The following is a 21,080-nucleotide window of genomic DNA, read 5'->3' on the forward strand; positions in this document are numbered from 1 at the left end:
AGATGTCCTCCACCGTGAAGTTCCACGGCAAGGCGCCGCTGCCCATGCGCGACGGCGTTACGCCCAGCTTTCTCTGGCTACCCGAGGGGCAATGGCCGGACATGCTCACCTTCATGGCGTCGAATTACCCTGCAGTGACGGCAGCGCAGTGGCGCGAACGCATGGAGCGCGGCGATGTGGTGGACGGGCAGGGCGCGCCACTGATGCCGGATGCGCGCTACAAGCAGGGCATGCGCATCTGGTACTACCGCGAGCTGGAGCACGAAACGCCGATCCCCTTCCACGAAGAGATCCTGTACCAGGACGAGCACATCGTCGTCGCGGACAAACCCCACTTCCTGCCCACCATCCCCACCGGCCGCTTCCTCAAGGAGACGCTGCTGGTGCGTCTGCGCCAGAAGCTGGGCATCGAGGAGCTGGTGCCGATCCACCGCCTGGATCGCGAAACGGCGGGCGTGGTGATTTTCTCCTCCAACCTGGACAGCCGCGGCGCCTACCAGTCCCTGTTCCAGAAGCGGCTGGTGCAAAAGGAATACGAAGCGCTGGCCGGTCCGCTGCCGGGTCGCGAATTCCCCTTTGTCTACCGCAGCCGCATGGTGGAGGGCGACAAATTCTTCACGATGAAGGAAGAACCGGGCGAGCCGAATTCGGAAACCATGATCGACGTGATCGCGCAGCGCGGCGAGCATGTGCTGTACCGCCTGTGGCCGCACACGGGGCGGCAGCATCAGCTACGCGTGCACCTGTCATCGCTGGGCATTCCGATCGTGAACGATGTTTTCTATCCGGTGGCGCTGCCGTGCAAGCAGGATGACGTGTCGTCGCCCCTGAAGCTGCTGGCGCGCGCCATCGGCTTCCCCGATCCGCTGACCGGGGAATGGCGCTACTTCGAGAGCCGGCAGCAGCTCTGATTCAGTGTTTGATGCTCTTCACGAAAGCCTTGCCCTCAGCCGACAGATAAGGCGCCAGCCTGGCGTAGCTGACCTGGATGTCTTCGTTGCAGGCGCGGCCGGCGTGCGGGTAGGACGTCGAAAACGTCAGGCCCGTGGTAGTGGGGAAGGGAGCGTTGAAGTCGTAGCTCATGCCTTTGCAATCGTCGCTGCGGTTCAGCTTTTCCAGCAGCTTGCGCAGGGCCGGTTTCGGTTTGCCTTCGGCCGGCTCCGTCAGGCTTGCTTCGCCGTTCGCCAGCCATGCGTAGGTATTGACCTTCTGGCCGGTGCGCAAATCAAACAGCAGCGTGGCGTGGGCGGAATTGCCGTGCGCGCCGCCGCAGGAATTATCCAGCCCGTTCTCCTGCACCAGCAGGTAGTGATTGAAGACTGATCCCGCGGTCAGATCGCTTTCCCAGCCGTCGCCGCCATTCAGCTTGCAGCTGAAAGCATGGATGGCCTGGTTTTCGCGCCATTGGCGCGAGAAGAAATTGAACTGCCGGATGGCCGGCGTTGTGCCCTTCATTTCGAAGGACATGCCAAGCGGGGACTTCAGCAGCCGCAGCGGCAGACCACTGATATGGCCATCGCTGAACTCATACTTGACCCCGTTGACCACGGGGGCGTAGTAGGCGGCGCTGCATTCGCCGTCCTGCAGCGGCCCCAGACGAGTCATCCTGATGGTCAGGCGCTTGCCGTCGCCCAGCCACACGCCTTCCATTTCCGTGGCGGTAACGCGGCTGATCTTCCAGGCGCCTTCGGGGTCGCGCCAGCTGTCGTCCTTCTCTTCCGGCGCGGTCAGCACGATTCCCTCCAGCTGGCGCTGGTAGAAATACTGTCCTTCGGATTTGCTGAAGCAGGCGTTGATGGCGCTGTTGCCGATCCGGCCGGTCCATGCGCCCTCGAGTGGCTGGGCCTCTTGCGCCATGGCGGTGTTGGCGACCAGGGCCGCCGCGAGCAGGATGCGTTTCAAATCGGACCTATTGGGCAGGGGAGGATTTCGGCTTGTAGCTGGTGCCCGGCGGCGCCCAGAACAGCGGGCCCTTCGGCGAGATTTCCAGGTGCGTGGACAGGCCATGCTTCTTCAATTCCTTGCGCAGCCCTTCGATGCCGTCTTCGCTCTCGAGGATGAAGGCTTCATCGATCACGTCGCCATAGTGCTTGTTGGTGTTTTCGACCGCCAGTTCAACCAGGTCTTCCGGCGCTTCGATCGACCACAGGTGCACGTCTTCGTCGTCGGCAAAGGTCTTGATGCGCCAGGTGCCTTTTTCGTTCTGGACGAACTGTACGGTGTCGAACAGTTCGTCCGTTGCTTCCGATTCTTCGTCGTTGACGTAGCTGCTGCGTATGCTCAGCAGAAAAAGAATGAGCTTCATTATGGGTGGTAGTCGATGATCAGCGGAGCGTGGTCCGAGAATTTTACTTCCTTATACACTGAAACGGCGTGCGCCTTGGCAGCGATGCCCGGGGTCGCGACGTGATAGTCGATGCGCCAGCCAACGTTCTTCGCGTAAGCCTGGCCGCGGTTGCTCCACCAGGTGTACTGCTCGGGGCGCGGATCGAGGCCGCGGTGCACGTCCACATAGCCGACTTCATCGAACAGCTTCGTCATCCAGGCGCGTTCCTCGGGCAGGAAGCCGGAGTTCTTCAGGTTGCCCTTCCAGTTCTTCAGGTCGATTTCCTTGTGGGCGATATTCCAGTCGCCGCAGATCACGAACTCGCGGCCTTCGGCGCGCAGCTCCAGCAGGTGGGGCAGGAACAGGTCCATGAAGCGGAACTTGGCTTGCTGGCGCTCTTCGGACGACGAGCCGGATGGGCAGTACACGGAAATCACGGTCAGGTTGCCGAAGTCGGCGCGCACATAGCGGCCTTCCGCATCGAACTCGGGCGCGCCGAAGCCGATCTTCACCGAGTCCGGCTCGATCTTGCTGTAGATGCCAGTGCCGGAGTAGCCCTTCTTCTCCGCGTAGTGGAAATGGCCGTGGTAGCCGTGCGGGTTGAGGAGGTCCGGCGTCATGTCGCCAGCCTGGGCTTTCAGCTCCTGCACACAGAGGATGTCGGCATCTACAGCGCCCATCCAGTCAAAGAAACCCTTCTTGGCGGCGGAGCGGATGCCGTTCAGGTTGGCGGAAATGATTTTTGGCATAGGGGGTACGAAAGATTAAAATACAGGCACTTTGAACAAAGATGGGTGCACTAATGAGTAATTTGAGGCAAGAGTTTATCGCGTTTTCCGTTCAGGCGGGAGTGCTGAAGTTCGGCGAGTTTTACGACCAAAGCAGGGCGGCAATCGCCCTATTTCTTTAACGCCGGCCTGTTCCACGACGGCGCGACCCTGGCAAAACTGTCAGACTTCTACGCCCAGACCCTGCTGGACTCCGGCATCGAGTTCGATATGCTGTTCGGCCCTGCGTACAAGGGCATCACGCTCGCTTCCGCCACCGCGATGGCTCTCGCCGGCAAGGGACGCAACACCTCCTTCGCCTACAACCGCAAGGAAGCCAAGGACCACGGCGAAGGCGGCACCCTGGTGGGCGCAAAGCTGACTGGCAAGGTTGTCATCATTGATGATGTGATCTCGGCCGGCACCTCGGTGCGCGAGTCGGTGGACATGATCCGCGCCGCCGGCGCCGAGCCATGCGCCGTACTGATCGCGCTGGACCGCATGGAGCGCGGCGCCAGGGACGGCGTGATGTCCGAGCTGTCTGCCGTGCAGGAAGTGAGCAAGAACTACGGCATCCCGGTGATTTCGATCGGCAGCCTGGCCGACCTGTTCACCTTCCTGTCCGCCGACCCGGCGATGGCGCAGCACAAGGATGCTGTTGCAGCGTACCGCAGCAAATACGGCGTCGCCTAATTTTCAGCCGAAACGTGTGCTATATTGGCAATATGAATATTGCCACGTTGAAAGTATATGGCGACGAAACCGCACTGGCCGATGTGCGGGATGGGCTGCCGAGCGAGCCGGAACGCGCCTGGACCAAGGGCGATCCCGGATCGTCCGGGCATGCCCATATCGATGCCGGCTTCTACGTCACCCTGGGCACCGATCCCAGCGCGGATGAGCTGCTGAAGCAGGTCCGCGCCTACCTCAATGAATGCCAGGCGCGCGGCATTTCCTTCGACGCGGCCAATATCGCCGCTGAACTGCGCCTGGTTTTCGCGACCGGTAGCAGTCTCGATCTCTCTCTCGCCGACCTGGAGCTGCTGCTGCAGATGGGCATCACCATCGGCATCCAGGCCTGATGGCTATCCTGCTGCGCATTTTCCTGACGCTGGTCCTGGCCTTCGGCCTGATCGGCTTCGGCAGTTGCAGCCTGCTGGGGCTGGGCGTCTCCATCGAAAATCCGGAACCGGGGATCGTGATCCTGGCGGTGATCGGCGCCATGATCACACTGGCCTGCGGTTACGGCATCTACTCGGTCTGGTTTAAAAACAAGCGCTGATGAAAGCCCCGGTCCTGACGACGGACGCGGCCCACACCGTGCATCTGGTGCTGGAATGGGCAGCACTGGCGGCCGGCTTGCAGCTCTACCGCTGGCAACGGCGGCGCGCGGGGCAGGGCGGCATGCTGCAGCCCGGCTCTTTTGCCGTGGTTGTCGGTTGCGTGCTGGGCGCGGCAATCGGCAACAAACTCGTGTTCTGGATAGAGTGGCCGCATTTGTGGGCGCAGTATGGCCATGACATGCAAGCCTGGGCGCGCGGGCAGTCGATTGTCGGCGGCCTGCTGGGCGGCCTGATTGGCGTGGAGCTGGCGAAGCTGCTGGCGGGCATCCGCCATTCGACGGGCGATCAGTTCATTCTGCCGCTGATCGCAGGCACCGTCGTCGGCCGCATCGGCTGCTTTCTGGCGGGGCTGAATGACGGCACTTACGGCGTGTCAAGCAGCCTGCCCTGGGCAGTCGATTTCGGCGACGGCATCCCGCGCCATCCGACGCAGGTCTACGACATGCTCTTCGTGCTGGTCTGGGGCGGCCTGCTTCTTCACCTGCGATCGGGCCTCGCGCACAAGCCAGGCCTGGCCTTCAAGCTTTACCTGGCCGGCTACCTCGTGTGGCGCCTGCTGGTCGACGCCATCAAGCCCGTGCCTTATGAATATGCCGGTGGCTTAAGCGGCATCCAGCTGGTCTGCATGGCTGCGCTGGTCTGCTATCTGCCGCTGCTGTTCAGGCAAGCCTTGTCACAACCAGCCTTTGCCGAGGGATGCAAATGAGCCGCAAGATCCGCCCCTATCTGTTCTACGACACGACGACCTCGGTGTGCTCGCAGTGCCTGCATCCGGCGGAGGCAAAGATCGTCTTCAAGGACGGCAAGGTGTATATGGACAAGTGGTGCGGCGCGCATGGCGCCGAGCGGGTGCTGGTCAGCGACGATGTCGAATATTACCGGCTGTGCCGCGAAGTCTTCGTCAAGCATCCGGAGATGCCGCAGCAGTTCAACACGAAGATGGAGTATGGCTGTCCTTACGATTGCGGCTTGTGCCCCGATCATATGCAGCACTCCTGCCTGTCCGTGGTTGAGATCACGGACAACTGCAACTTGAATTGCCCTGTGTGCTACGCGGAGAGCGGCACGCATCGCGAGCGCCACAAGCCGCTGGAAGAAGTGCTGCGCATGCTGGACGCGGTCGTCGCCAACGAGGGGGAGGCCGATGTGATGCAGCTCTCCGGCGGCGAGCCGACGCTGCATCCGCAATTCTGGGAGATCATGGAGGCGGCCAAGGCGCGTCCCATCCGCCACGTGATGGTGAATACAAATGGGATCGTGCTGGCGCAGGACAAGGCATTCGTGCGCCGCCTGGCCTCGTACGCGCCGGGCGTGGAAGTCTACCTGCAGTTTGATTCGCTGCGCGCCGAAGTGCACAGGCAACTGCGCGGCGCCGACCTGCGGCGCATTCGCCAGCAGGCGCTGGAGAACCTGAATGAAGCCGGGCTGTCGACGACGCTGGTGGTCACACTGAAGAAGGGCCTGAACGATGATGAAATCGGCAGCATCATCGATTTCGCGCTGGCGCAGCCTTGCGTCCGCGGCGTTACCCTGCAGCCGATCCAGGACGCCGGCCGGGTCGAGAACTACGACCCGCGTGTGCACCGGTTGACCGTGTCCGAGATCCGCCGCAAGGTCGCGGAGCAGAGCAATCTGTTCACCTTGCAGGATGTCGTCCCCGTGCCCTGCAACCCGGACACGCTGGCCATGGCCTATGCGATCAAGACGCCGGAGCGCACGGTGCCGCTGACGCGCTATCTCGACCCGCAAACCCTGGTGGAAGGCAGCGGCAATACCATCGTCTTCGAACGCGACGAAACGCTGCGCAGCACAGTCAAGGACCAGGTCTTCAAGCTGTTCTCGACCAATCATTCGCCGGAGTCGCAGGCCAATTGCCTGTCCGAGTTGATGTGCTGCCTGCCGCTGGTGAGCGCGCCGTCCGAACTGAAATATGACAATGTGTTCCGCGTGCTGATCGTGCAGTTCATGGATGCCTATTCGCTCGATGTGCGCGCGCTGAAGAAGTCCTGCATCCACTTCGCGCAGCCGGACGGCAAGCTGGTTCCGTTCGAGAGCTTCAACCTGCTGTACCGCGACAGCCGCAGGCTTGAGGCGATCCGCAGCAGCATCGCGGGCCAGTTCGCACAACGCCTGCCGGGCCGCGTTATACTGGCCCGATGATAAATCGATATCAGGAAGACCGGTTCGCCCGGTTCAAAGGCCGACGCGGCGCGGAACGCATGATCCACATCTGGGAACCGGCGCAGCCGCGCGCCGTGCTGCTGGCCATTCACGGCGGCATGGCGCATGCGGGCGATTACGTAACGCCGGCGCTGTGGTTCAAGCGGCATGGCATTGCGACCGTTTCATTTGACCTGTGCGGGCACGAGAAGCAGCACCGCGTCGATATCCCTGATTTCGATATCTTTGTCGACGAGGTGGAGTTGTTCCTGCACTGGACCAAGCAGCACTATCCGGGGCTGCCGGTTTTCATCATGGGCCATTCGATGGGCGGGCTGATTGCCACGCGCTTCGGGCTGGAGCGGCTGGCACGCGATGAGGAAGTGAGGGGATTCATCCTGTCCTCGCCGTATTACGTGAATGCGATCAAGGTGCCGGCAGTGCTGCAGGGCCTGGCGGGCGCGCTGGCGCGCCTTGCGCCTGGCATGAAGGTGCCGATGGCATCTGTAACCGATATGCTCACGCACGACAAGGCAATCACGGAGCGGCATCGTCGCGATGAAGCCGATGGTATCCGAGCTTCAGAATGCACGGTGCGCTTCGGGCATGCGCTGCAGCAGGCGCAGAAGGGCCTGGCATCGCAGATGCCGACCTGGCGCTGGCCGCTGTATGTTGTCGTTGCGGGGGAGGACAAGCTCGCCGATGCGCAGGCCACGATGGCCATGCTGGCGACTGTGAATCCGAAGCTGGTGGAGATTAACCACCAGGCTTCGAATTATCACGAGAATTTCAATGAGGTGAACCGCGAGGAGATTTTCGCGGACATCCTCAAGTGGCTGGAGGCGCGGGCCGGGAATGCCGCCGCTGCCCGGGACGCAACGGCGAATCAATGATCCGCCGCACCCGAGGCTCAACCGCCAGCTAATTTCTTCTTGAGCAGCTCCGTCAACTGCGCCGGATTCGCCTTGCCCTTCGACGCCTTCATCGCCTGACCAATCAGTGCATTGATCGCCGCTTCCTTGCCCGCGCGATACTGCTCAACCGATTTCTCGTTATTGGCGATCACTTCGTTGACGATCGCCTCCAGCGCGCCGGTGTCGGAAATCTGCTTCAGGCCCTTCTGCTCGATGATCACGTCAACCAGGTTCGGGTCTTGCGACTTCGCTTCCCACATCGCGCCAAACACTTCCTTGGCGATCTTGTTGGAGATGGTGCCGTCGGCGATGCGCTTCAGCATGCCGGCCAGTTGCGCCGGCAGCACCGGCGCGTCCACGATCTCGACGCCTTCGCGGTTCAGGGTCGAAGACACATCGCCCATCAGCCAGTTCGCAGCAACCTTCGCATTCTCCTTGCCCGCGGCGGCAACCACGCTTTCGAAGTAGTTGGCCATGCCCTTGGACGCGGTCAGCACCAGCGCATCGTACTCCGGCAGCTTGTACTCTTCGATGAAGCGGGTGCGCATCACGGCTGGCAGTTCCGGCATCTCGCCCTTCACGCGCTTGATCCAGTCTTCCGAAATCATCAGCGGCGGCAGGTCCGGGTCAGGGAAATAGCGGTAATCCTGCGCGTCTTCCTTGGTGCGCATGGCGCGGGTTTCCTTGCGGTCCGGGTCGTACAGGCGGGTGGCTTGCTCCACCTTGCCGCCGTCTTCGATCAGCTCGATCTGGCGGCGCACTTCCACGTGCACGGCTTCCTCGATGAAGCGGAAGGAGTTCAGGTTCTTGATCTCGCAGCGGGTGCCGAATTCCTTCTGGCCTTTCGGACGCACGGACACGTTCACGTCGCAGCGGAAGGAGCCTTCCTGCATATTGCCGTCGCAGATGCCCAGCCAGACGACCAGGCCGTGCAAGGCCTTGCAGTACGCCACGGCTTCAGCGGCGCTGCGCATTTCCGGCTCGGACACGATCTCCAGCAGCGGCGTGCCGGCGCGGTTCAGGTCAATGCCGGACATGCCGTGATAATCCTCGTGCAGCGACTTGCCTGCGTCCTCTTCCAGGTGGGCGCGGGTCAGGTTCACGGTCCTGGTGACGAACTGGCCATCCTTCTCGTAGCCGAAAGTCAGCTGGCCGCCTTGCACGACCGGATCTTCGAACTGCGAAATTTGGTAGCCCTTCGGCAGGTCCGGATAGAAGTAATTCTTGCGCGCGAACTGCGACTGCGGCGCGATTTTCGCGTCCACCGCCAGACCGAAGCGGATCGCCTTCTCGACGGCCGACTTGTTCATCACCGGCAGCACGCCCGGCAGCGCCAGGTCAACCGGGCTGGCCTGCGTATTCGGCTCGGCGCCGAACTTCGTCGGCGAGCCGCTGAAAATTTTGGAGTCGGTCGTGAGCTGAACGTGGTTCTCAAGACCGATAACGACTTCCCATTCCATATTCTTCTCTCTTATCAAATGCCTGCGGGCGTGCGTTTATGCCAGTCGGTGGCTTGCTGGAACTGGTGGGCGATGTTCAGCAGCTTCGCTTCGGCGAAGTAGTTGCCGATGATCTGCAGGCCCACGGGGCGGTTGGCGTTCTTGTCGCCTTCGCCAAAGCCGACAGGAATGGACATGCCCGGCAGGCCGGCCAGGCTGGTGGACAGCGTGAAGATGTCGGCCAGGTAGTTGGCAACCGGATCGTCCGCCTTCGAGCCCAGGTCCCAGGCCACGGTCGGGGCGACAGGGCCCATGATCACGTCGCACTGCTCGCCCAGGGCTTTCGCGAAGTCCTCGGTGATCTTGCGGCGGATCTTTTGCGCCTTCAGGTAGTAGGCGTCGTAGTAACCGTGGCAAAGGATGTAAGTGCCGACCATGATGCGGCGCTGTACTTCAGGGCCGAAGCCTTGCGCGCGGGTCTTCTTGTACATGTCCTGCAGGTCCTTGTAGCCCTCGGCGCGGAAGCCGTAGCGCACGCCGTCGAAGCGGGACAGGTTGGACGATGCCTCGGCCGGCGCCACCATATAGTAGGCCGGGATGGACAGCGCGGTATTCGGCAGCGAGATATCGACCAGGGTCGCGCCCAGTTTCACGAACTGGTCCAGCGCGGCGCGCACGGCTTTTTCCACGTCGGCCGCCAGGCCTTCGCCGAAGTACTCTTTCGGCACGCCGATGCGCAGGCCGGTCAGCGGCTTGTTAAGGTCGCGCGTGTAGTCTTCGGCGACATTGCCCTGCTCGGGCGACAGACTGGTGGAATCGCGCTCGTCGAAGCCGGTCATCGCGGACAGCAGCAGCGCGCAGTCTTCCGCGGTCTGCGCCATCGGGCCTGCCTGGTCCAGCGAGGAGGCGAAGGCGATCATGCCGAAGCGCGAGGCGCGGCCGTAGGTCGGCTTGATGCCGGTGATGCCGCAGAACGATGCCGGCTGGCGAATCGAGCCGCCGGTGTCGGTGCCGGTCACGCCAGGCGCCAGGCGCGCAGCCACGGCGGCAGCGGAACCACCGGAGGAGCCGCCCGGAATGGCAGCCTTGTCCCACGGGTTCTTCACGGCGCCGAAGGCCGAGTTCTCATTGGACGAGCCCATCGCGAATTCGTCGCAATTCAGCTTGCCCAGGGTGACCATGCCGGCCGCCTTCATTTTTTCGACTACGGTGGCGTCGAAGGGGCTCACATAGTTGGCCAGCATTTTCGAGCCGGCGGTCGAGCGCCAGTTCCTGGTGACGAAGATGTCCTTGTGGGCGATCGGCACGCCGGTCAGCGGCGTGGCGGTGCCGGCGGCGATGCGGCGGTCCGCTTCCTCGGCTTCGGCCAGCGTCAGCGCGCGGTCCACGTGCAGAAAGGCATTCAGGTCGCTTTTCTCGATGCGGTCGAGGAAGTGGTTCGCCAGCTGGACGGCGCTGACTTCTTTCTTTTGCAGGAGCTCGGACAGTTCCTTGATGGTTTTAGTATGCATGAGTATGTACTTTGTGTGTCGTTGGGCTAATTAAAACCCAAGGCCGGAACCTGGTGCCTGTCACGATGTGGCAGGGCACTAGCCACAGTGTGGCTGGTGCCGGTTTTATGCCGTTGGTTCTTCAGTCGATCACTTTCGGCACCAGGTACAGGCCGTCTTCAGTCTTCGGCGCTACTTTCTGGTAGTCGTCGCGGCGGTTCGGCTCGGTCGGCGCGTCCTCGCGCAGGCGCAGGGCGACTTGCATGTGTGCAGCCAGCGGATGGCTCAGCGGCGCAACGCCTTCGGTATCGACAGCTTGCATCTGTTCGGCCAGTGCGAAGATGCCGTTCAGCTTGTCCAGCATCGTGGCGGACTGCTCTTCACCCATTTCCAGTTGCGCCAGATGGGCGATGCGTTTTACATCGGATAGTGTCAGGGACATGGCTGTGCGGCGGGCAAGCCCGCGTGTTTAATTGTTGTATTGATAATTTACGTGGTTATTCGCCTATCGGGCATTAAATTGGCGCAAACACCGGTTAATTCAACGGTTGCAAGCACGCACAATAGAGTGGATTTAGGGCAAATATCCCGCAAATTATAAGGTACAATCGCGGGTTAATGCGTTTCCGGCGCTGAAGACTCGCCCGGCCGCATCCGAACCGGATTCTCTATATAACGAATTAATGCGCGACTTCGCGCCACAGGACACACATGTTTGGTTTTTTACGTCGCTATATTTCGTCTGACCTGGCCATCGACCTGGGTACGGCGAACACCCTGATTTACGTGCGCGGTTCCGGCATCGTGCTGGACGAGCCATCGGTCGTTGCGATCCGCCAGGAGGGCGGCCCGAACGGCAAGAAAACAATCCAGGCGGTTGGCAAGGAAGCAAAGCAGATGCTGGGCAAGGTTCCCGGCAATATCGAAGCCATTCGCCCGATGAAGGACGGCGTGATCGCCGACTTCACCGTCACCGAGCAGATGCTGAAGCAGTTCATCCGCATGGTGCACGACTCCAAATTCTTCCGCCCATCCCCGCGCATCATTATTTGCGTGCCTTGCGGCTCGACCCAGGTGGAACGCCGCGCGATCCGTGAATCGGCCTTGGGCGCCGGCGCATCGCAGGTGTACCTGATCGAGGAACCGATGGCAGCAGCGATCGGCGCCGGCTTGCCGGTCTCCGATGCAACCGGTTCGATGGTCGTCGACATCGGTGGCGGCACCACCGAAGTGGGCATCATCTCGCTGGGCGGCATGGTGTACAAGGGTTCCGTGCGCGTGGGTGGCGACAAGTTCGATGAAGCGATCGTCAACTACATCCGCCGCAACTACGGCATGCTGATCGGCGAACAGACCGCGGAAGCAATCAAGAAGGCCATCGGTTCCGCCTTCCCGGGTTCTGAAGTCAAGGAAATGGAAGTCAAGGGCCGCAACCTGTCCGAAGGTATTCCGCGTTCCTTCACCATCTCGTCCAACGAGATCCTGGAAGCGCTGACCGATCCTCTGAATAACATCGTTTCCGCCGTGAAGAACGCGCTGGAACAGACCCCGCCGGAACTGGGTGCCGACATCGCCGAAAAAGGCATGATGCTGACCGGCGGCGGCGCGCTGCTGCGCGACCTGGACCGCCTGCTGATGGAAGAAACGGGCCTGCCGGTACTGGTGGCGGAAGATCCGCTGACCTGCGTGGTACGAGGGTCGGGCATGGCGCTGGAGCGCATGGACCAGCTGGGATCCATCTTCTCCTACGAGTAAGGACCGAAAGGGCGGCACTAGCCGCCCTTGTTAATTGGAAGACATGGACTACAGCCCACCGCCCCTGTTCAAACAAGGCGCGTCCGCCCGTTTCAAAGTGATGGTGTTCGCGTGCATCTCGATTGCACTGCTGTTCACCGACTCGCGTGTTGGTGCACTCTCGGTAGTGCGCCAGGGCGCCGCCATCGTGCTATATCCGCTGCAGCAGGCTGCCTTGCTGCCGCGTGACGCGATCTATGGCGTGGGGAGCTACTTCTCCACGCTCTCCTCCATGCAGAAGCAGGTGAATGAACTGAGGCAGCAGCAGATCGCATCGTCGATGCTGATGCAGCAGGCGCAGCTCCACCAGGCCGAGAACAACCAGTTGCGCAAGCTGCTGGACGCCAAGGAGCGCGTGCCGGCCAAGAGCATGCTGGCCGAGATCCTGTACGACGCGCGCGATGTATTTACCCGCAAGGTCATTCTCAATCGCGGCACCCAGCACGGGATTACGCTTGGCCTGCCCGTCATCGATAACCAGGGCGTGGTGGGGCAGATTACGCGCGTGTTCCCCTTCACGGCCGAAGTCACGCTCCTGACGGACAAGGAGCAGGCGATTCCAGTGCAGGTGCTGCGCAATGGCCTGCGCTCCGTGGCCTATGGCCGTGGACAGTCCGGCAACCTGGACCTGCGCTTCATGGCGCCGAACGCGGATGTGCAGGTCGGCGATATCCTGATCACCTCCGGCATCGATGGCGTGTACCCGGCCGGCCTGGCCGTGGCGCGCGTGGTGCAGGTCGAAAGCAATGCCACTGGCGCGTTCGGGCGCGTGGTGTGCCAGCCGCTGGCGGGGATTGAGCGCAATACGCAGCTGCTGGTGCTGATGTCCCTGCCCGAGATGCCGCCGCGGCCACCGGAAGAGGAAGTCGTGAAGCCCGCCAAGAAGAAAAAGGACGCTGCAGCGGCCAAGGACGCTAAGGATGCAGCGCCTGCACCGGCCGCACCGGCAGCGGCTCCGGCAGCGGCTCCGGCGCCGGCCAACAAGGAACCTGCACGATGAACCGTCCACAATACATCCTGCTGCCTGTCAGCCCGCTGTTCATCGGCGTCAGCCTGTTCTGCGCGGTCCTGCTCAACCTGCTGCCCTGGGGCCGCATGGAAGGCGTGCCGGACTTCGTGGCGCTGGTGCTGGTGTTCTGGGGCGTGCACCAGCCGCGCAAGGTCGGCATCGGCACCGCCTTCTTCCTCGGCCTGCTGATGGACGTGCACGACGCCACGCTGCTGGGCGAGAATGCCCTGGCCTACACGCTGCTGTCCTATTTCGCGATCATGATGCACCGCCGGGTGCTGTGGTTCAAGTTGTGGACCCAGGCCATGCACGTGCTGCCCCTGCTGCTGCTGGCGCAAGGCATACAGCTGCTGGTGCGCTTTATCGTCTCGGGCAAGTTCCCGGGCTGGCTGTTCTTCAGCGAGAGCATCGTGGCGGCGCTGCTGTGGCCCGTGGTCACGATCGTCCTGCTGGCGCCGCAGCGCCGCGCGGTGGATAAAGACCACACCCGTCCGATCTGAGCATGACCGAGTTCAAGAACACAGAACGCGACCTGTACCGGTTCCGGCTGCGCCTTTCGGCGATTGCCGCCATGGTGTTCGTCTGCTTTGGCCTGCTGCTGGCGCGCTTCATCTGGCTGCAGGTGATCAAGCACAGCGACTACGCCGCGCAGGCGGAAGATAACCGCATCGCCGTCGTGCCCATCGTGCCGAACCGCGGCCTGATCCTGGACCGCAACGGCGTCGTCCTGGCGCGCAACTACTCGGCTTTCACGTTGGAGATCACGCCGTCCAAGCTGCGCATCCCGCTGGAAGACATGATCGACGAACTGTCGAAAGTGGTCGAGATCACGCACAAGGACCGGCGCCGCTTCAAGAAGCTGATGGAAGACTCCAAGCACTTCGCCAGCGTGCCGCTGCGCACCCGCCTTACCGACGAGGAAGTGGCGCGCTTCACCGTGAACCGCTTCCGCTATCCGGGCGTGGAAATCCAGGCGCGCCTGTTCCGCCAGTATCCGCTGGGTGAAACGGCTTCGCACGTGATCGGCTTCATCGGCCGCATTAACCAGAATGAAGCGAAGGCGCTGGAAGCCTCCGACGATGCCGCCAACTACAACGGCACCGAGCATATCGGCAAGGAAGGCCTGGAAAAGAGCTACGAAAAATATCTGCACGGCCAGACCGGCTACGAAGAAGTGGAAGTGACGGCCTGGGGCCGCGCCATCCGCACGCTGTCGCGCACGCCGGCAACGCCGGGCAGCAACCTGATTCTGTCGGTCGATATCGAACTGCAGAAGGTGGCCGAAGAGGCCTTCGGCGAATGGCGCGGCGCGCTGGTGGCGATCGAACCGGAAACGGGCGACGTGCTGGCCTATGTTTCGCGTCCCGGCTATGACCCGAACCTGTTCGTGGATGGCATCGATGCGCAAAGCTGGAGTGAGCTGAATACCTCGCTGGACAAGCCGATGGTGAACCGTCCGCTGTCCGGCACTTATGCGCCGGGTTCCACCTTCAAGCCTTTCATGGCGCTGGCCGCGCTGGAGACGGGCAAGCGCACCCCCAGTTCTGCGATCGCCGACCCGGGCTTCTTCTTCCTCGGCACGCACAAGTTCCGCGACGACGTGGTAGGCGGCCACGGCATGGTGGACCTGCGCAAATCCATCGTCGTCTCCTGCAATACCTATTACTACATCCTGGGCCGCGACATGGGCATCGACGCCATCCATGATTTCATGGCGCCGTTCGGCTTCGGCCGTCCTACCGGCATCGACCTGGAAAACGAAAAGTCCGGCGTGCTGCCTTCGCAGGAATGGAAGCGCGCCCGCTTCAAGAAGAATCCGGCGGCCGGCAAGTGGGTGGGCGGCGACACGATTTCCGTCTCCAACGGTTCCGGCTACAACTCCTATACGCCGCTGCAGGTGGCGCACGCCGTGGCCAACCTGGCCAACAACGGCATCGTGATGAAGCCTCACCTGGTGAAGATCATCGAGGACGGCGCCACGCGCCAGCGCAAGCTGACCGTGCCGAAGGAGAGCTACCGCATTCCGCTGAAGCAGTCGAACATCGATTTCATCAAGGATGCGATGGTCGGCGTGACCAGCGAGCCAGGCGGCACGGCCTACCGCGCCTTCGTCAACGCCGGCTACACGGTGGGCGGCAAGACCGGTACCGCGCAGGTGGTGGCGATCAAGGCGAACGAGAAATACAACGCGGCGCGCATTGATGAGCGTTTGCGCGATAATGCGTGGTTCACCGCTTTCGCCCCGGCCGACAAGCCAAAGATCGTGCTGGCGATGATCGTGGAGAACGCAGGCTTCGGCGGCGCGGCGGCAGCGCCGATCGCGCGCAAGGTGCTGGATTACTGGCTGCTGGGCAAGCGCTCCGGCGAGAAGGACAACACGCCGGTGCCGAAGGAAGATGCGGAAACCGTGCCGGTGGAATCGCTGCCGGCGGAAGATGTGGAGGCTGCGGCGGCGGCCATCGAGCGCCGCCAGGCGGCAGGCGAACAGGCGGCTCCGGCGCCTGCGCCGCAGCAGGCGCCGGCCCAGCAGGCGCCCGTGGCGCCCGCGCCGACCGCGCCGCAGCCGTCCAAAGAGCAGAAACCGGCGTTGCAACCGCCGCGCAGGAAAGAGTAAGGAGGCGCCATGCCTATCAATGAAAGACGCTCGCTGTGGCGCCGCATGCGTCCCTACCTGACCGTGTTCGACGGTCCGCTGACCATGATCCTGGTCTTCCTGCTGGCGACCAGCCTGGTCACGCTGTATTCGGCCAGTATCGGCATTCCCGGCAAGATCGAGGACCAGATCCGCAATATCTTCATGTCCTTCTTCGTGATGTGGGTGGTGGCGAACATCTCGCCGCAAAACATGATGCGCGTCGCCTTGCCGGCCTATGCGATCACGATCGCGCTGCTGCTGGCGGTGGCGCTGTTCGGCACCATCAAACTGGGCGCACGGCGCTGGCTTAACCTGGGTATTGCGCAGATCCAGCCTTCCGAATTCGCCAAGATCGCCGTGCCGCTGATGCTGGCCTGGTTCTTCCAGCAGCGCCAGGGGCAATTGCGCTGGACCGCCTACGCGGTGGCGGCCGTGCTGCTGCTGCTTCCCGTCGGCCTGATCGCAAGGCAGCCGGACCTCGGCACTGCGCTGCTGGTGGTGGGCGCGGGCTTCGCCGTGATCTTCCTGGCCGGCCTGTCGTGGAAGGCCATCGTAGCGCTGGGCGTGATGGGCGCCGCCAGCATGCCGGTGGCGTGGTCGATGATGCACGACTACCAGCGCGAGCGCGTGATGACGCTGATCGATCCGACTTCCGACCCGCTGGGCAAGGGCTTCCACATCATCCAGTCCACCATTGCCGTGGGTTCGGGCGGCATCTTCGGCAAGGGCTGGACCAACGGCACGCAGGCCCACCTGGAATTCATCCCCGAGCGCACCACGGACTTCATTTTCGCCGTCTACTCCGAAGAATTCGGCCTGGTCGGCAACCTGTTCCTGATGTTCCTCTACCTCTTGCTGATCGGCCGCGGCCTGATGATCGCCAATGGCGCGCCGAACTTCTTCACGCGCCTGCTGGCTGGCGCGATCACGATGATCTTCTTCACCTACGCCTTCGTGAACATGGGCATGGTGAGCGGCATTCTTCCGGTGGTGGGTGTTCCGCTGCCGTTCATGAGTTATGGCGGCACTGCGCTGCTGACGCTGGGACTTGGCTCGGGCATCCTGATGAGCATCCAGCGCCACCGTAAGCTGGTGCAGACATGAGGCGCCTGCTTTCCTGTTCGCCGCTGCTGGCGGCGCTGCTGCTGGCTGCCTGTGGCACGACAACGACCACGCCGACGCGCACGCCCACGCCGGGCAAGCCGTCCATCCGCGAACCGGGCATGCCGGTGCTGCCGCCGGCCGGTTCGGGTCGCGGCGGCTATTACATGGACGATGGCCCCGGCGAGAATCCGCCGCCGGGCCTGATGGATGTGCCGGACGCCGAGGTGCGCAAAGACCCGCTGCTGCCGCGCTCGAATCGCCCATACGCGGTATTCGGCAAGAGCTATACGCCGGTCCCGCTGGACAAGCCTTTCACCCAGCGCGGCCTGGGCACCTGGTATGGCAAGAAATTCCACGGCCAGCGCACGTCGTCCGGTGAGCTCTACGACATGTACAAGATGACGGCGGCCCATCCTGTGCTGCCGATTCCGTCCTATGCCCGCGTGACCAATCTGAGCTCGGGCAAGACGGTCGTGGTGCGCATCAATGACCGCGGGCCTTTCCATTCGACGCGCGTGATCGACGTGTCCTTTACGGCGGCGTTGAAACTGGGCCTGCTGGCAAACGGCAGCAGCCAGCTGCAAGTGGACTTGCTGATGCCGGACGAGATCGATCAGATGATCGCGGCGCGCAAGAATCGGCACGCCGGCCGTGGCGTCGACCGCGACCACGCCGGCCACCGCTGCAACTGCGGCGACGCCGATGCCGAAGGCGGCGCCGATGCTGGCCTCCGCCAAGGCACCCGGTGACGTGGAAGCGATGATGCTGGGAGGCGCGGACGGCGCATCCATGCAGAGCGGCTTCTATCTGCAGTTGGGCGCCTACACGCGCGCCGAAGCGGCGGAAGCGGTGCGCGACAAATTGTCGGCTGCCGCGCCGGACGATAACTTCGAGGTGATGCAGGTGGGCGCGGTCTATCGCCTGTACGGCGGTCCGCATGCGACGCGCAAGGATGCGCAGCAGGCAAGCAAGCGCATTCCTTCGGCGCTGCGGCTCAAGCCACTCGTGATCCAGCGCTGACCGGCCAGCCGGTCACTTGCTGCAGGCGCGGGTTTCCTGGTCGGGGAACCTGGCGGCGATCTTTTCCAGGCGGGCCTTGGTGTCCGCGCTGATATCGCGGAACTGGTACAGCAGCTGCTTGCTGCCCGTGTAGCGCGGCACGACTTTCGCGTTGTGCACGCCTTGCTTGACCAGCGTCGCCAGTTGCGACTGGGCTGCCGTTTCGCTGCGGAACACGCCCAGCGAAATGCCCCAGCGCAGGGGCGAACTCTCGTTCATGATGAAGTAATTGGTCACGCCCAGCGCGCGCAGTTCGGCCGCTTTCTTGTCCGCCGCTTCCTTGCTGCCCTGCGGCGGGATATGCACGATGTAGCTGGAAATCTCCTGGCCCGGAAGGTTCTTGCGCACCTGGCGGTCGCCCAGTTCCAGCGGCGCCACGCGTTCTTCGAAGCGGCGCGCGTCCGCCATCACGAAGTTGCCCACTTCAAGACAGGCAGTGGCCGCCGCCTCGTTGCGCGGCACGGGCGCAGGCGGCGCGGCTGCCGCGACGGCAGCGTTGGCCTGTTCGGCGGTAATGATGTGCAGCTTGTCCGCGTTCTGCTGGTTCTTTACGCGGGCGGGTTCGTGTTCATTGCCGCTGTAGTTGCCGAGGTATCCCTTGCCATAGGCGAAAAGGGCCGCATTGGCGGCGAGCAGCAGGAGGAAGATCAGTTTCAGCACGGTCTTTCCTTGATCAGGACGGCCTGCAGGCCAATCAGCACAATGTTCTCAACGTGGCGGTGCGGTACGGGCACTTGCGGTGCGATGTAGGGCGCGGCGCCGCCGGAAATAATACATTCTACGGCCTGGTGCAGCTCATACGCACGTTCGATGGCGCCTGACTGGGCGGCCAGGCAGCCGGTCAGGATGGCGTCGTCGGTATTGTCGGCGAAGCCTTCCGGCAGTTGGGTGCCCGGGGCGATCTGCGGCAGCTGGGCGGTGTTCCTGGCCAGGGAGCTGGCCATCAGGCCGAGTCCCGGCAGGATCATGCCACCCAGGAAGGTACCGTCTTTCGTGATCGCGTCGATGGTAGTGGCGGTGCCGCAGTTGGCAACCACGATATCCTTGCCGGGACAGAGCGCATGGGCGCCGATGGCGGCGGCGAAACGGTCGCAGCCCAGTTGCGCAGGATTGCGGTAGGCGTTGCGCACGCCGGCGCGGCTGGGCACGGAGGCGAACCATTCGATGGCGTCCGGTGCGATGGCCAGCGCCTGATCGGATAGCGCGGCGCTCAGCAGGTCGCGCACTTGCAGGCCGGCGACGTTGGCGATCAGGACGCGCGCAATCCGGTTCGGCGGCGCGGCGAGCGAGCGCGCGATGGCCGCAGCGAGGCGCGCCGCGGGCGCGTCCTGCGCGTCGGCGCGCAGGTCGGCGTGCATGGCGGCGCCGAAGGCGAGCCAGGCGCCGAGCGGCGTGGTTGCGGCGGCGTCGTCGATGAACGCCCATTTGATGCGGGTATTGCCCGCGTCGATCAGCAGGGCGCTCATGATGCAAGCCTCAGCGACAGGTCGCCGGACAGCACCGCCACGCGGCCGGCGGGCGTATCGAGCAGCAGGCGCCCGTGCTCGTCGACGCCGGCGGCCAGGCCCTGCTGAAGGATATTGCCGTGGTCGAGGATATTCACCTGCTCGCCGCGCCAGGCCTGCAGTGCATTCCAGCGCTCGGCGAAAGCGGCGAAGCCGACATCATCGAATTCGGCCAGCACGGCGGCCAGGCGGCTGAGCAGCTGTCCCATCAGGGCGTTGCGGTCCATGCGCGCCAGCCACGGTGCGGACGAAATATCGCTGCGGCCGATGGCGGCCTCCAGCTCGTCCGGCATCAGCAGGTTCATGCCGCAGCCGATCACCGCCCACACTGTGCCGTCGGGCGCGGACTGGGTTTCGACCAGGATGCCAGCCAGCTTGGCGCCATCCTTCAGCACATCGTTCGGCCACTTCAGCTGGACGGGCACGCCCAGCTGGCCCAGCGTCTCGGCGACTGCAACGCCGATGGCCAGCGGCAGGCCGACCATGCGCTGCAGGGGCGAGCGGAACGGCCATGCCAGTGAGAACGTCAGTGAAGCGCCGGCTGCGGACAGCCAGGGGCGCCCGGCGCGGCCGCGGCCCGCCGTCTGTTCTTCCGCGATGCGCAGCACCGGGCCACGCAAGGGGGCCGCGGCCGTGCCGCCAGGCACGCGCGCCAGCAGGTCGGCGTTGGTCGAGCCGGTGCTGGCGACAACTTCAAGGGAAACGTGGCTGGCGCTGGTCGCCAGATGCTGGCCGATGGCGTCAGCGGAGAGTGGAGTAGCGTTCATATCTTGCGCGCCTTATGCGGCGCCCTGGCAAAAGCCCGGTCGTACAAAAAATTGGGCAGCATGCGCAGCAGCTTCGCCACTACGCCCATCTGCCATGGAATCACGCGGTAACTGACGCCGCGCTCGATCGCGCGCGCGGCGGCGGCCGCAAACACGTCCGGCGCCATCAGGAAGGGCATGGCGTAGGCATTGCGCTGCGTCATCGGCGTATCGATATAGCCCGGCGCGATCGTCACCACGCGGATATTGGAACTGCGCAGCTCAACACGCAGCGATTCGCAGTAAGTGCGCACGGCCGCCTTGGACGCGCTGTAGCCGCCTCCGCCCCGGCAGCCCGCGCACACCCGCCACGCTGGCGATGCCGACCAGCCTTGCCGGCGTGCCCTGCGCGCGCATGGCTTCGATGAAGGGCGAGAAGGTCGCCACCGTCGCCGTGACATTGGTGGCGATGATGGATTCGAACACCGGCAAGTCCTCCGGGAACTCGGTGATCGTGCCGTGCGAGATGCCGGCGTTGGCGATCACAATATCGGCGCCGCCCGCATAGTCGAGGAACTCTTGCGCGGCATGGCGCACGGCCGCGTGGTCGGTCACGTCGGCCGGGTAGGCACGGTGCACGTGGGGAGAGGGAGGGGTGGCGATCAGCGCATCGAGCGCTTCGCCGCGGCGCGCCAGCAGGCCGAGCGTGGCGCCCTGCCGTGCATAGTGCCCGGCCAGTGCGGCGCCGATGCCGCTCGATGCGCCGGTGATGAAGACGCGCTTCAAGGC

22 protein-coding genes and 2 pseudogenes are annotated in these 21,080 nt (G+C 63.5%); 13 read left to right on the forward strand and 11 right to left on the reverse strand.

Features of this window, described 5'->3' with window-relative positions; all coding sequences use genetic code 11:
- Positions 1-2 precede the first annotated feature (2 nt).
- Complete coding sequence (locus ACHMW6_RS03360) at positions 3-911, forward strand: pseudouridine synthase (protein WP_395405538.1); 909 nt, start codon at positions 3-5, stop codon at positions 909-911.
- Position 912: 1 nt separating this feature from the next.
- Here the strand turns inward: ACHMW6_RS03360 and ACHMW6_RS03365 are convergent, their stop codons facing one another.
- The 3 genes from ACHMW6_RS03365 to ACHMW6_RS03375 are packed head-to-tail and all read right to left on the reverse strand — an operon-like array spanning position 913 to position 3,075.
- Positions 913-1,902 carry a hypothetical protein gene (locus ACHMW6_RS03365; RefSeq protein WP_395405540.1) on the reverse strand — a complete coding sequence of 330 codons (990 nt, stop codon included), beginning with the start codon at positions 1,900-1,902 and terminating at the stop codon, positions 913-915.
- Between the two features lie 7 nt (positions 1,903-1,909).
- A complete protein-coding gene (locus ACHMW6_RS03370) occupies positions 1,910-2,305 on the reverse strand; it encodes a hypothetical protein (RefSeq protein WP_395405542.1) in 396 nt (131 codons plus the stop codon).
- Positions 2,305-3,075 carry an exodeoxyribonuclease III gene (locus ACHMW6_RS03375; RefSeq protein WP_395405544.1) on the reverse strand — a complete coding sequence of 257 codons (771 nt, stop codon included), beginning with the start codon at positions 3,073-3,075 and terminating at the stop codon, positions 2,305-2,307. Before ACHMW6_RS03375 ends, ACHMW6_RS03370 begins: the two co-directional genes overlap by 1 nt.
- Positions 3,076-3,128: 53 nt before the next feature.
- Here ACHMW6_RS03375 and pyrE point away from each other — a divergent pair.
- Positions 3,129-3,786 (forward strand): annotated as a pseudogene (gene pyrE / locus ACHMW6_RS03380) (orotate phosphoribosyltransferase).
- A 32-nt stretch (positions 3,787-3,818) separates the two neighbouring features.
- Positions 3,819-4,175, forward strand: a complete 357-nt coding sequence (locus ACHMW6_RS03385) for a hypothetical protein (protein ID WP_395405547.1) — start codon at positions 3,819-3,821, stop codon at positions 4,173-4,175.
- Here ACHMW6_RS03385 and ACHMW6_RS03390 read toward each other — a convergent pair.
- A complete protein-coding gene (locus ACHMW6_RS03390) occupies positions 4,153-4,227 on the reverse strand; it encodes a hypothetical protein (protein ID WP_395408518.1) in 75 nt (24 codons plus the stop codon). The two genes, ACHMW6_RS03385 and ACHMW6_RS03390, sit on opposite strands and share 23 nt — an antisense overlap.
- 147 nt (positions 4,228-4,374) lie before the next feature.
- Here ACHMW6_RS03390 and ACHMW6_RS03395 point away from each other — a divergent pair, with 147 nt between their 5' ends.
- Genes ACHMW6_RS03395 through ACHMW6_RS03405 form a run of 3 tightly spaced genes read left to right on the forward strand, consistent with a single transcriptional unit; the run spans position 4,375 to position 7,489 of the window.
- Complete coding sequence (locus tag ACHMW6_RS03395; RefSeq protein WP_395405549.1) at positions 4,375-5,142, forward strand: prolipoprotein diacylglyceryl transferase family protein; 768 nt, start codon at positions 4,375-4,377, stop codon at positions 5,140-5,142.
- Positions 5,139-6,596 carry a radical SAM protein gene (locus ACHMW6_RS03400; RefSeq protein ID WP_395405551.1) on the forward strand — a complete coding sequence of 486 codons (1,458 nt, stop codon included), beginning with the start codon at positions 5,139-5,141 and terminating at the stop codon, positions 6,594-6,596. The genes ACHMW6_RS03395 and ACHMW6_RS03400 overlap by 4 nt, the downstream gene beginning before the upstream one ends.
- Positions 6,597-6,655: 59 nt before the next feature.
- A complete protein-coding gene (locus tag ACHMW6_RS03405) occupies positions 6,656-7,489 on the forward strand; it encodes an alpha/beta fold hydrolase (protein ID WP_395405553.1) in 834 nt (277 codons plus the stop codon).
- Positions 7,490-7,506: 17 nt separating this feature from the next.
- Here ACHMW6_RS03405 and gatB read toward each other — a convergent pair whose 3' ends face one another.
- From gatB to gatC, 3 genes are all read right to left on the reverse strand, one after another.
- The gene (gene gatB, locus ACHMW6_RS03410; RefSeq protein WP_395405555.1) at positions 7,507-8,970 is read right to left on the reverse strand and encodes an Asp-tRNA(Asn)/Glu-tRNA(Gln) amidotransferase subunit GatB; all 1,464 of its coding nucleotides are present in this window, start codon (positions 8,968-8,970) and stop codon (positions 7,507-7,509) included.
- A gap of 14 nt (positions 8,971-8,984) precedes the next feature.
- Positions 8,985-10,460 carry an Asp-tRNA(Asn)/Glu-tRNA(Gln) amidotransferase subunit GatA gene (gene gatA / locus ACHMW6_RS03415; protein WP_395405558.1) on the reverse strand — a complete coding sequence of 492 codons (1,476 nt, stop codon included), beginning with the start codon at positions 10,458-10,460 and terminating at the stop codon, positions 8,985-8,987.
- 121 nt (positions 10,461-10,581) lie between these two features.
- Positions 10,582-10,881: an Asp-tRNA(Asn)/Glu-tRNA(Gln) amidotransferase subunit GatC gene (gene gatC / locus ACHMW6_RS03420; protein WP_395405560.1), complete on the reverse strand. Its 300-nt coding sequence runs from the start codon at positions 10,879-10,881 to the stop codon at positions 10,582-10,584.
- A gap of 269 nt (positions 10,882-11,150) precedes the next feature.
- Between gatC and ACHMW6_RS03425 the strand changes: the two genes are divergently transcribed.
- Genes ACHMW6_RS03425 through ACHMW6_RS03455 form a run of 7 tightly spaced genes read left to right on the forward strand, consistent with a single transcriptional unit; the run spans position 11,151 to position 18,001 of the window.
- Positions 11,151-12,194: a rod shape-determining protein gene (locus ACHMW6_RS03425; RefSeq protein WP_050409489.1), complete on the forward strand. Its 1,044-nt coding sequence runs from the start codon at positions 11,151-11,153 to the stop codon at positions 12,192-12,194.
- Positions 12,195-12,237: 43 nt separating this feature from the next.
- Positions 12,238-13,233 (forward strand): rod shape-determining protein MreC, encoded by a 996-nt coding sequence (gene mreC, locus ACHMW6_RS03430; protein WP_395405563.1) that lies wholly within the window; start codon positions 12,238-12,240, stop codon positions 13,231-13,233.
- Entirely contained in the window at positions 13,230-13,742 is a 513-nt protein-coding gene (mreD, locus tag ACHMW6_RS03435; protein WP_395405565.1) for a rod shape-determining protein MreD, read from the forward strand. Before mreC ends, mreD begins: the two co-directional genes overlap by 4 nt.
- A 2-nt stretch (positions 13,743-13,744) precedes the next feature.
- The gene (gene mrdA / locus ACHMW6_RS03440; RefSeq protein WP_395405567.1) at positions 13,745-15,856 is read left to right on the forward strand and encodes a penicillin-binding protein 2; all 2,112 of its coding nucleotides are present in this window, start codon (positions 13,745-13,747) and stop codon (positions 15,854-15,856) included.
- Positions 15,857-15,865: 9 nt separating this feature from the next.
- The gene (rodA, locus tag ACHMW6_RS03445) at positions 15,866-16,981 is read left to right on the forward strand and encodes a rod shape-determining protein RodA (RefSeq protein WP_395405569.1); all 1,116 of its coding nucleotides are present in this window, start codon (positions 15,866-15,868) and stop codon (positions 16,979-16,981) included.
- On the forward strand, positions 16,978-17,730 hold the full coding sequence (locus tag ACHMW6_RS03450; protein WP_395405571.1) for a septal ring lytic transglycosylase RlpA family protein: 753 nt from the start codon (positions 16,978-16,980) through the stop codon (positions 17,728-17,730). Before rodA ends, ACHMW6_RS03450 begins: the two co-directional genes overlap by 4 nt.
- Positions 17,702-18,001 (forward strand): SPOR domain-containing protein, encoded by a 300-nt coding sequence (locus ACHMW6_RS03455; RefSeq protein WP_395405573.1) that lies wholly within the window; start codon positions 17,702-17,704, stop codon positions 17,999-18,001. Before ACHMW6_RS03450 ends, ACHMW6_RS03455 begins: the two co-directional genes overlap by 29 nt.
- Positions 18,002-18,013: 12 nt before the next feature.
- Here the strand turns inward: ACHMW6_RS03455 and ACHMW6_RS03460 are convergent, their stop codons facing one another.
- The 4 genes and pseudogenes from ACHMW6_RS03460 to ACHMW6_RS03475 all read right to left on the reverse strand — a co-directional run bounded on the left by ACHMW6_RS03460 (position 18,014) and on the right by ACHMW6_RS03475 (position 21,077).
- Positions 18,014-18,700 (reverse strand): SPOR domain-containing protein, encoded by a 687-nt coding sequence (locus tag ACHMW6_RS03460; protein WP_395405575.1) that lies wholly within the window; start codon positions 18,698-18,700, stop codon positions 18,014-18,016.
- Positions 18,694-19,506 (reverse strand): type III pantothenate kinase, encoded by an 813-nt coding sequence (locus ACHMW6_RS03465; RefSeq protein WP_395405578.1) that lies wholly within the window; start codon positions 19,504-19,506, stop codon positions 18,694-18,696. Before ACHMW6_RS03465 ends, ACHMW6_RS03460 begins: the two co-directional genes overlap by 7 nt.
- The gene (locus ACHMW6_RS03470) at positions 19,503-20,312 is read right to left on the reverse strand and encodes a biotin--[acetyl-CoA-carboxylase] ligase (protein ID WP_395405580.1); all 810 of its coding nucleotides are present in this window, start codon (positions 20,310-20,312) and stop codon (positions 19,503-19,505) included. Before ACHMW6_RS03470 ends, ACHMW6_RS03465 begins: the two co-directional genes overlap by 4 nt.
- Positions 20,309-21,077: pseudogene (locus tag ACHMW6_RS03475) on the reverse strand (SDR family oxidoreductase). Before ACHMW6_RS03475 ends, ACHMW6_RS03470 begins: the two are co-directional and overlap by 4 nt.
- Positions 21,078-21,080: the final 3 nt, after the last annotated feature.

It is taken from the genome of Pseudoduganella sp. UC29_106 (genome assembly GCF_044055365.1).
Taxonomy (GTDB): Bacteria; Pseudomonadota; Gammaproteobacteria; order Burkholderiales; family Burkholderiaceae_D; genus Rugamonas.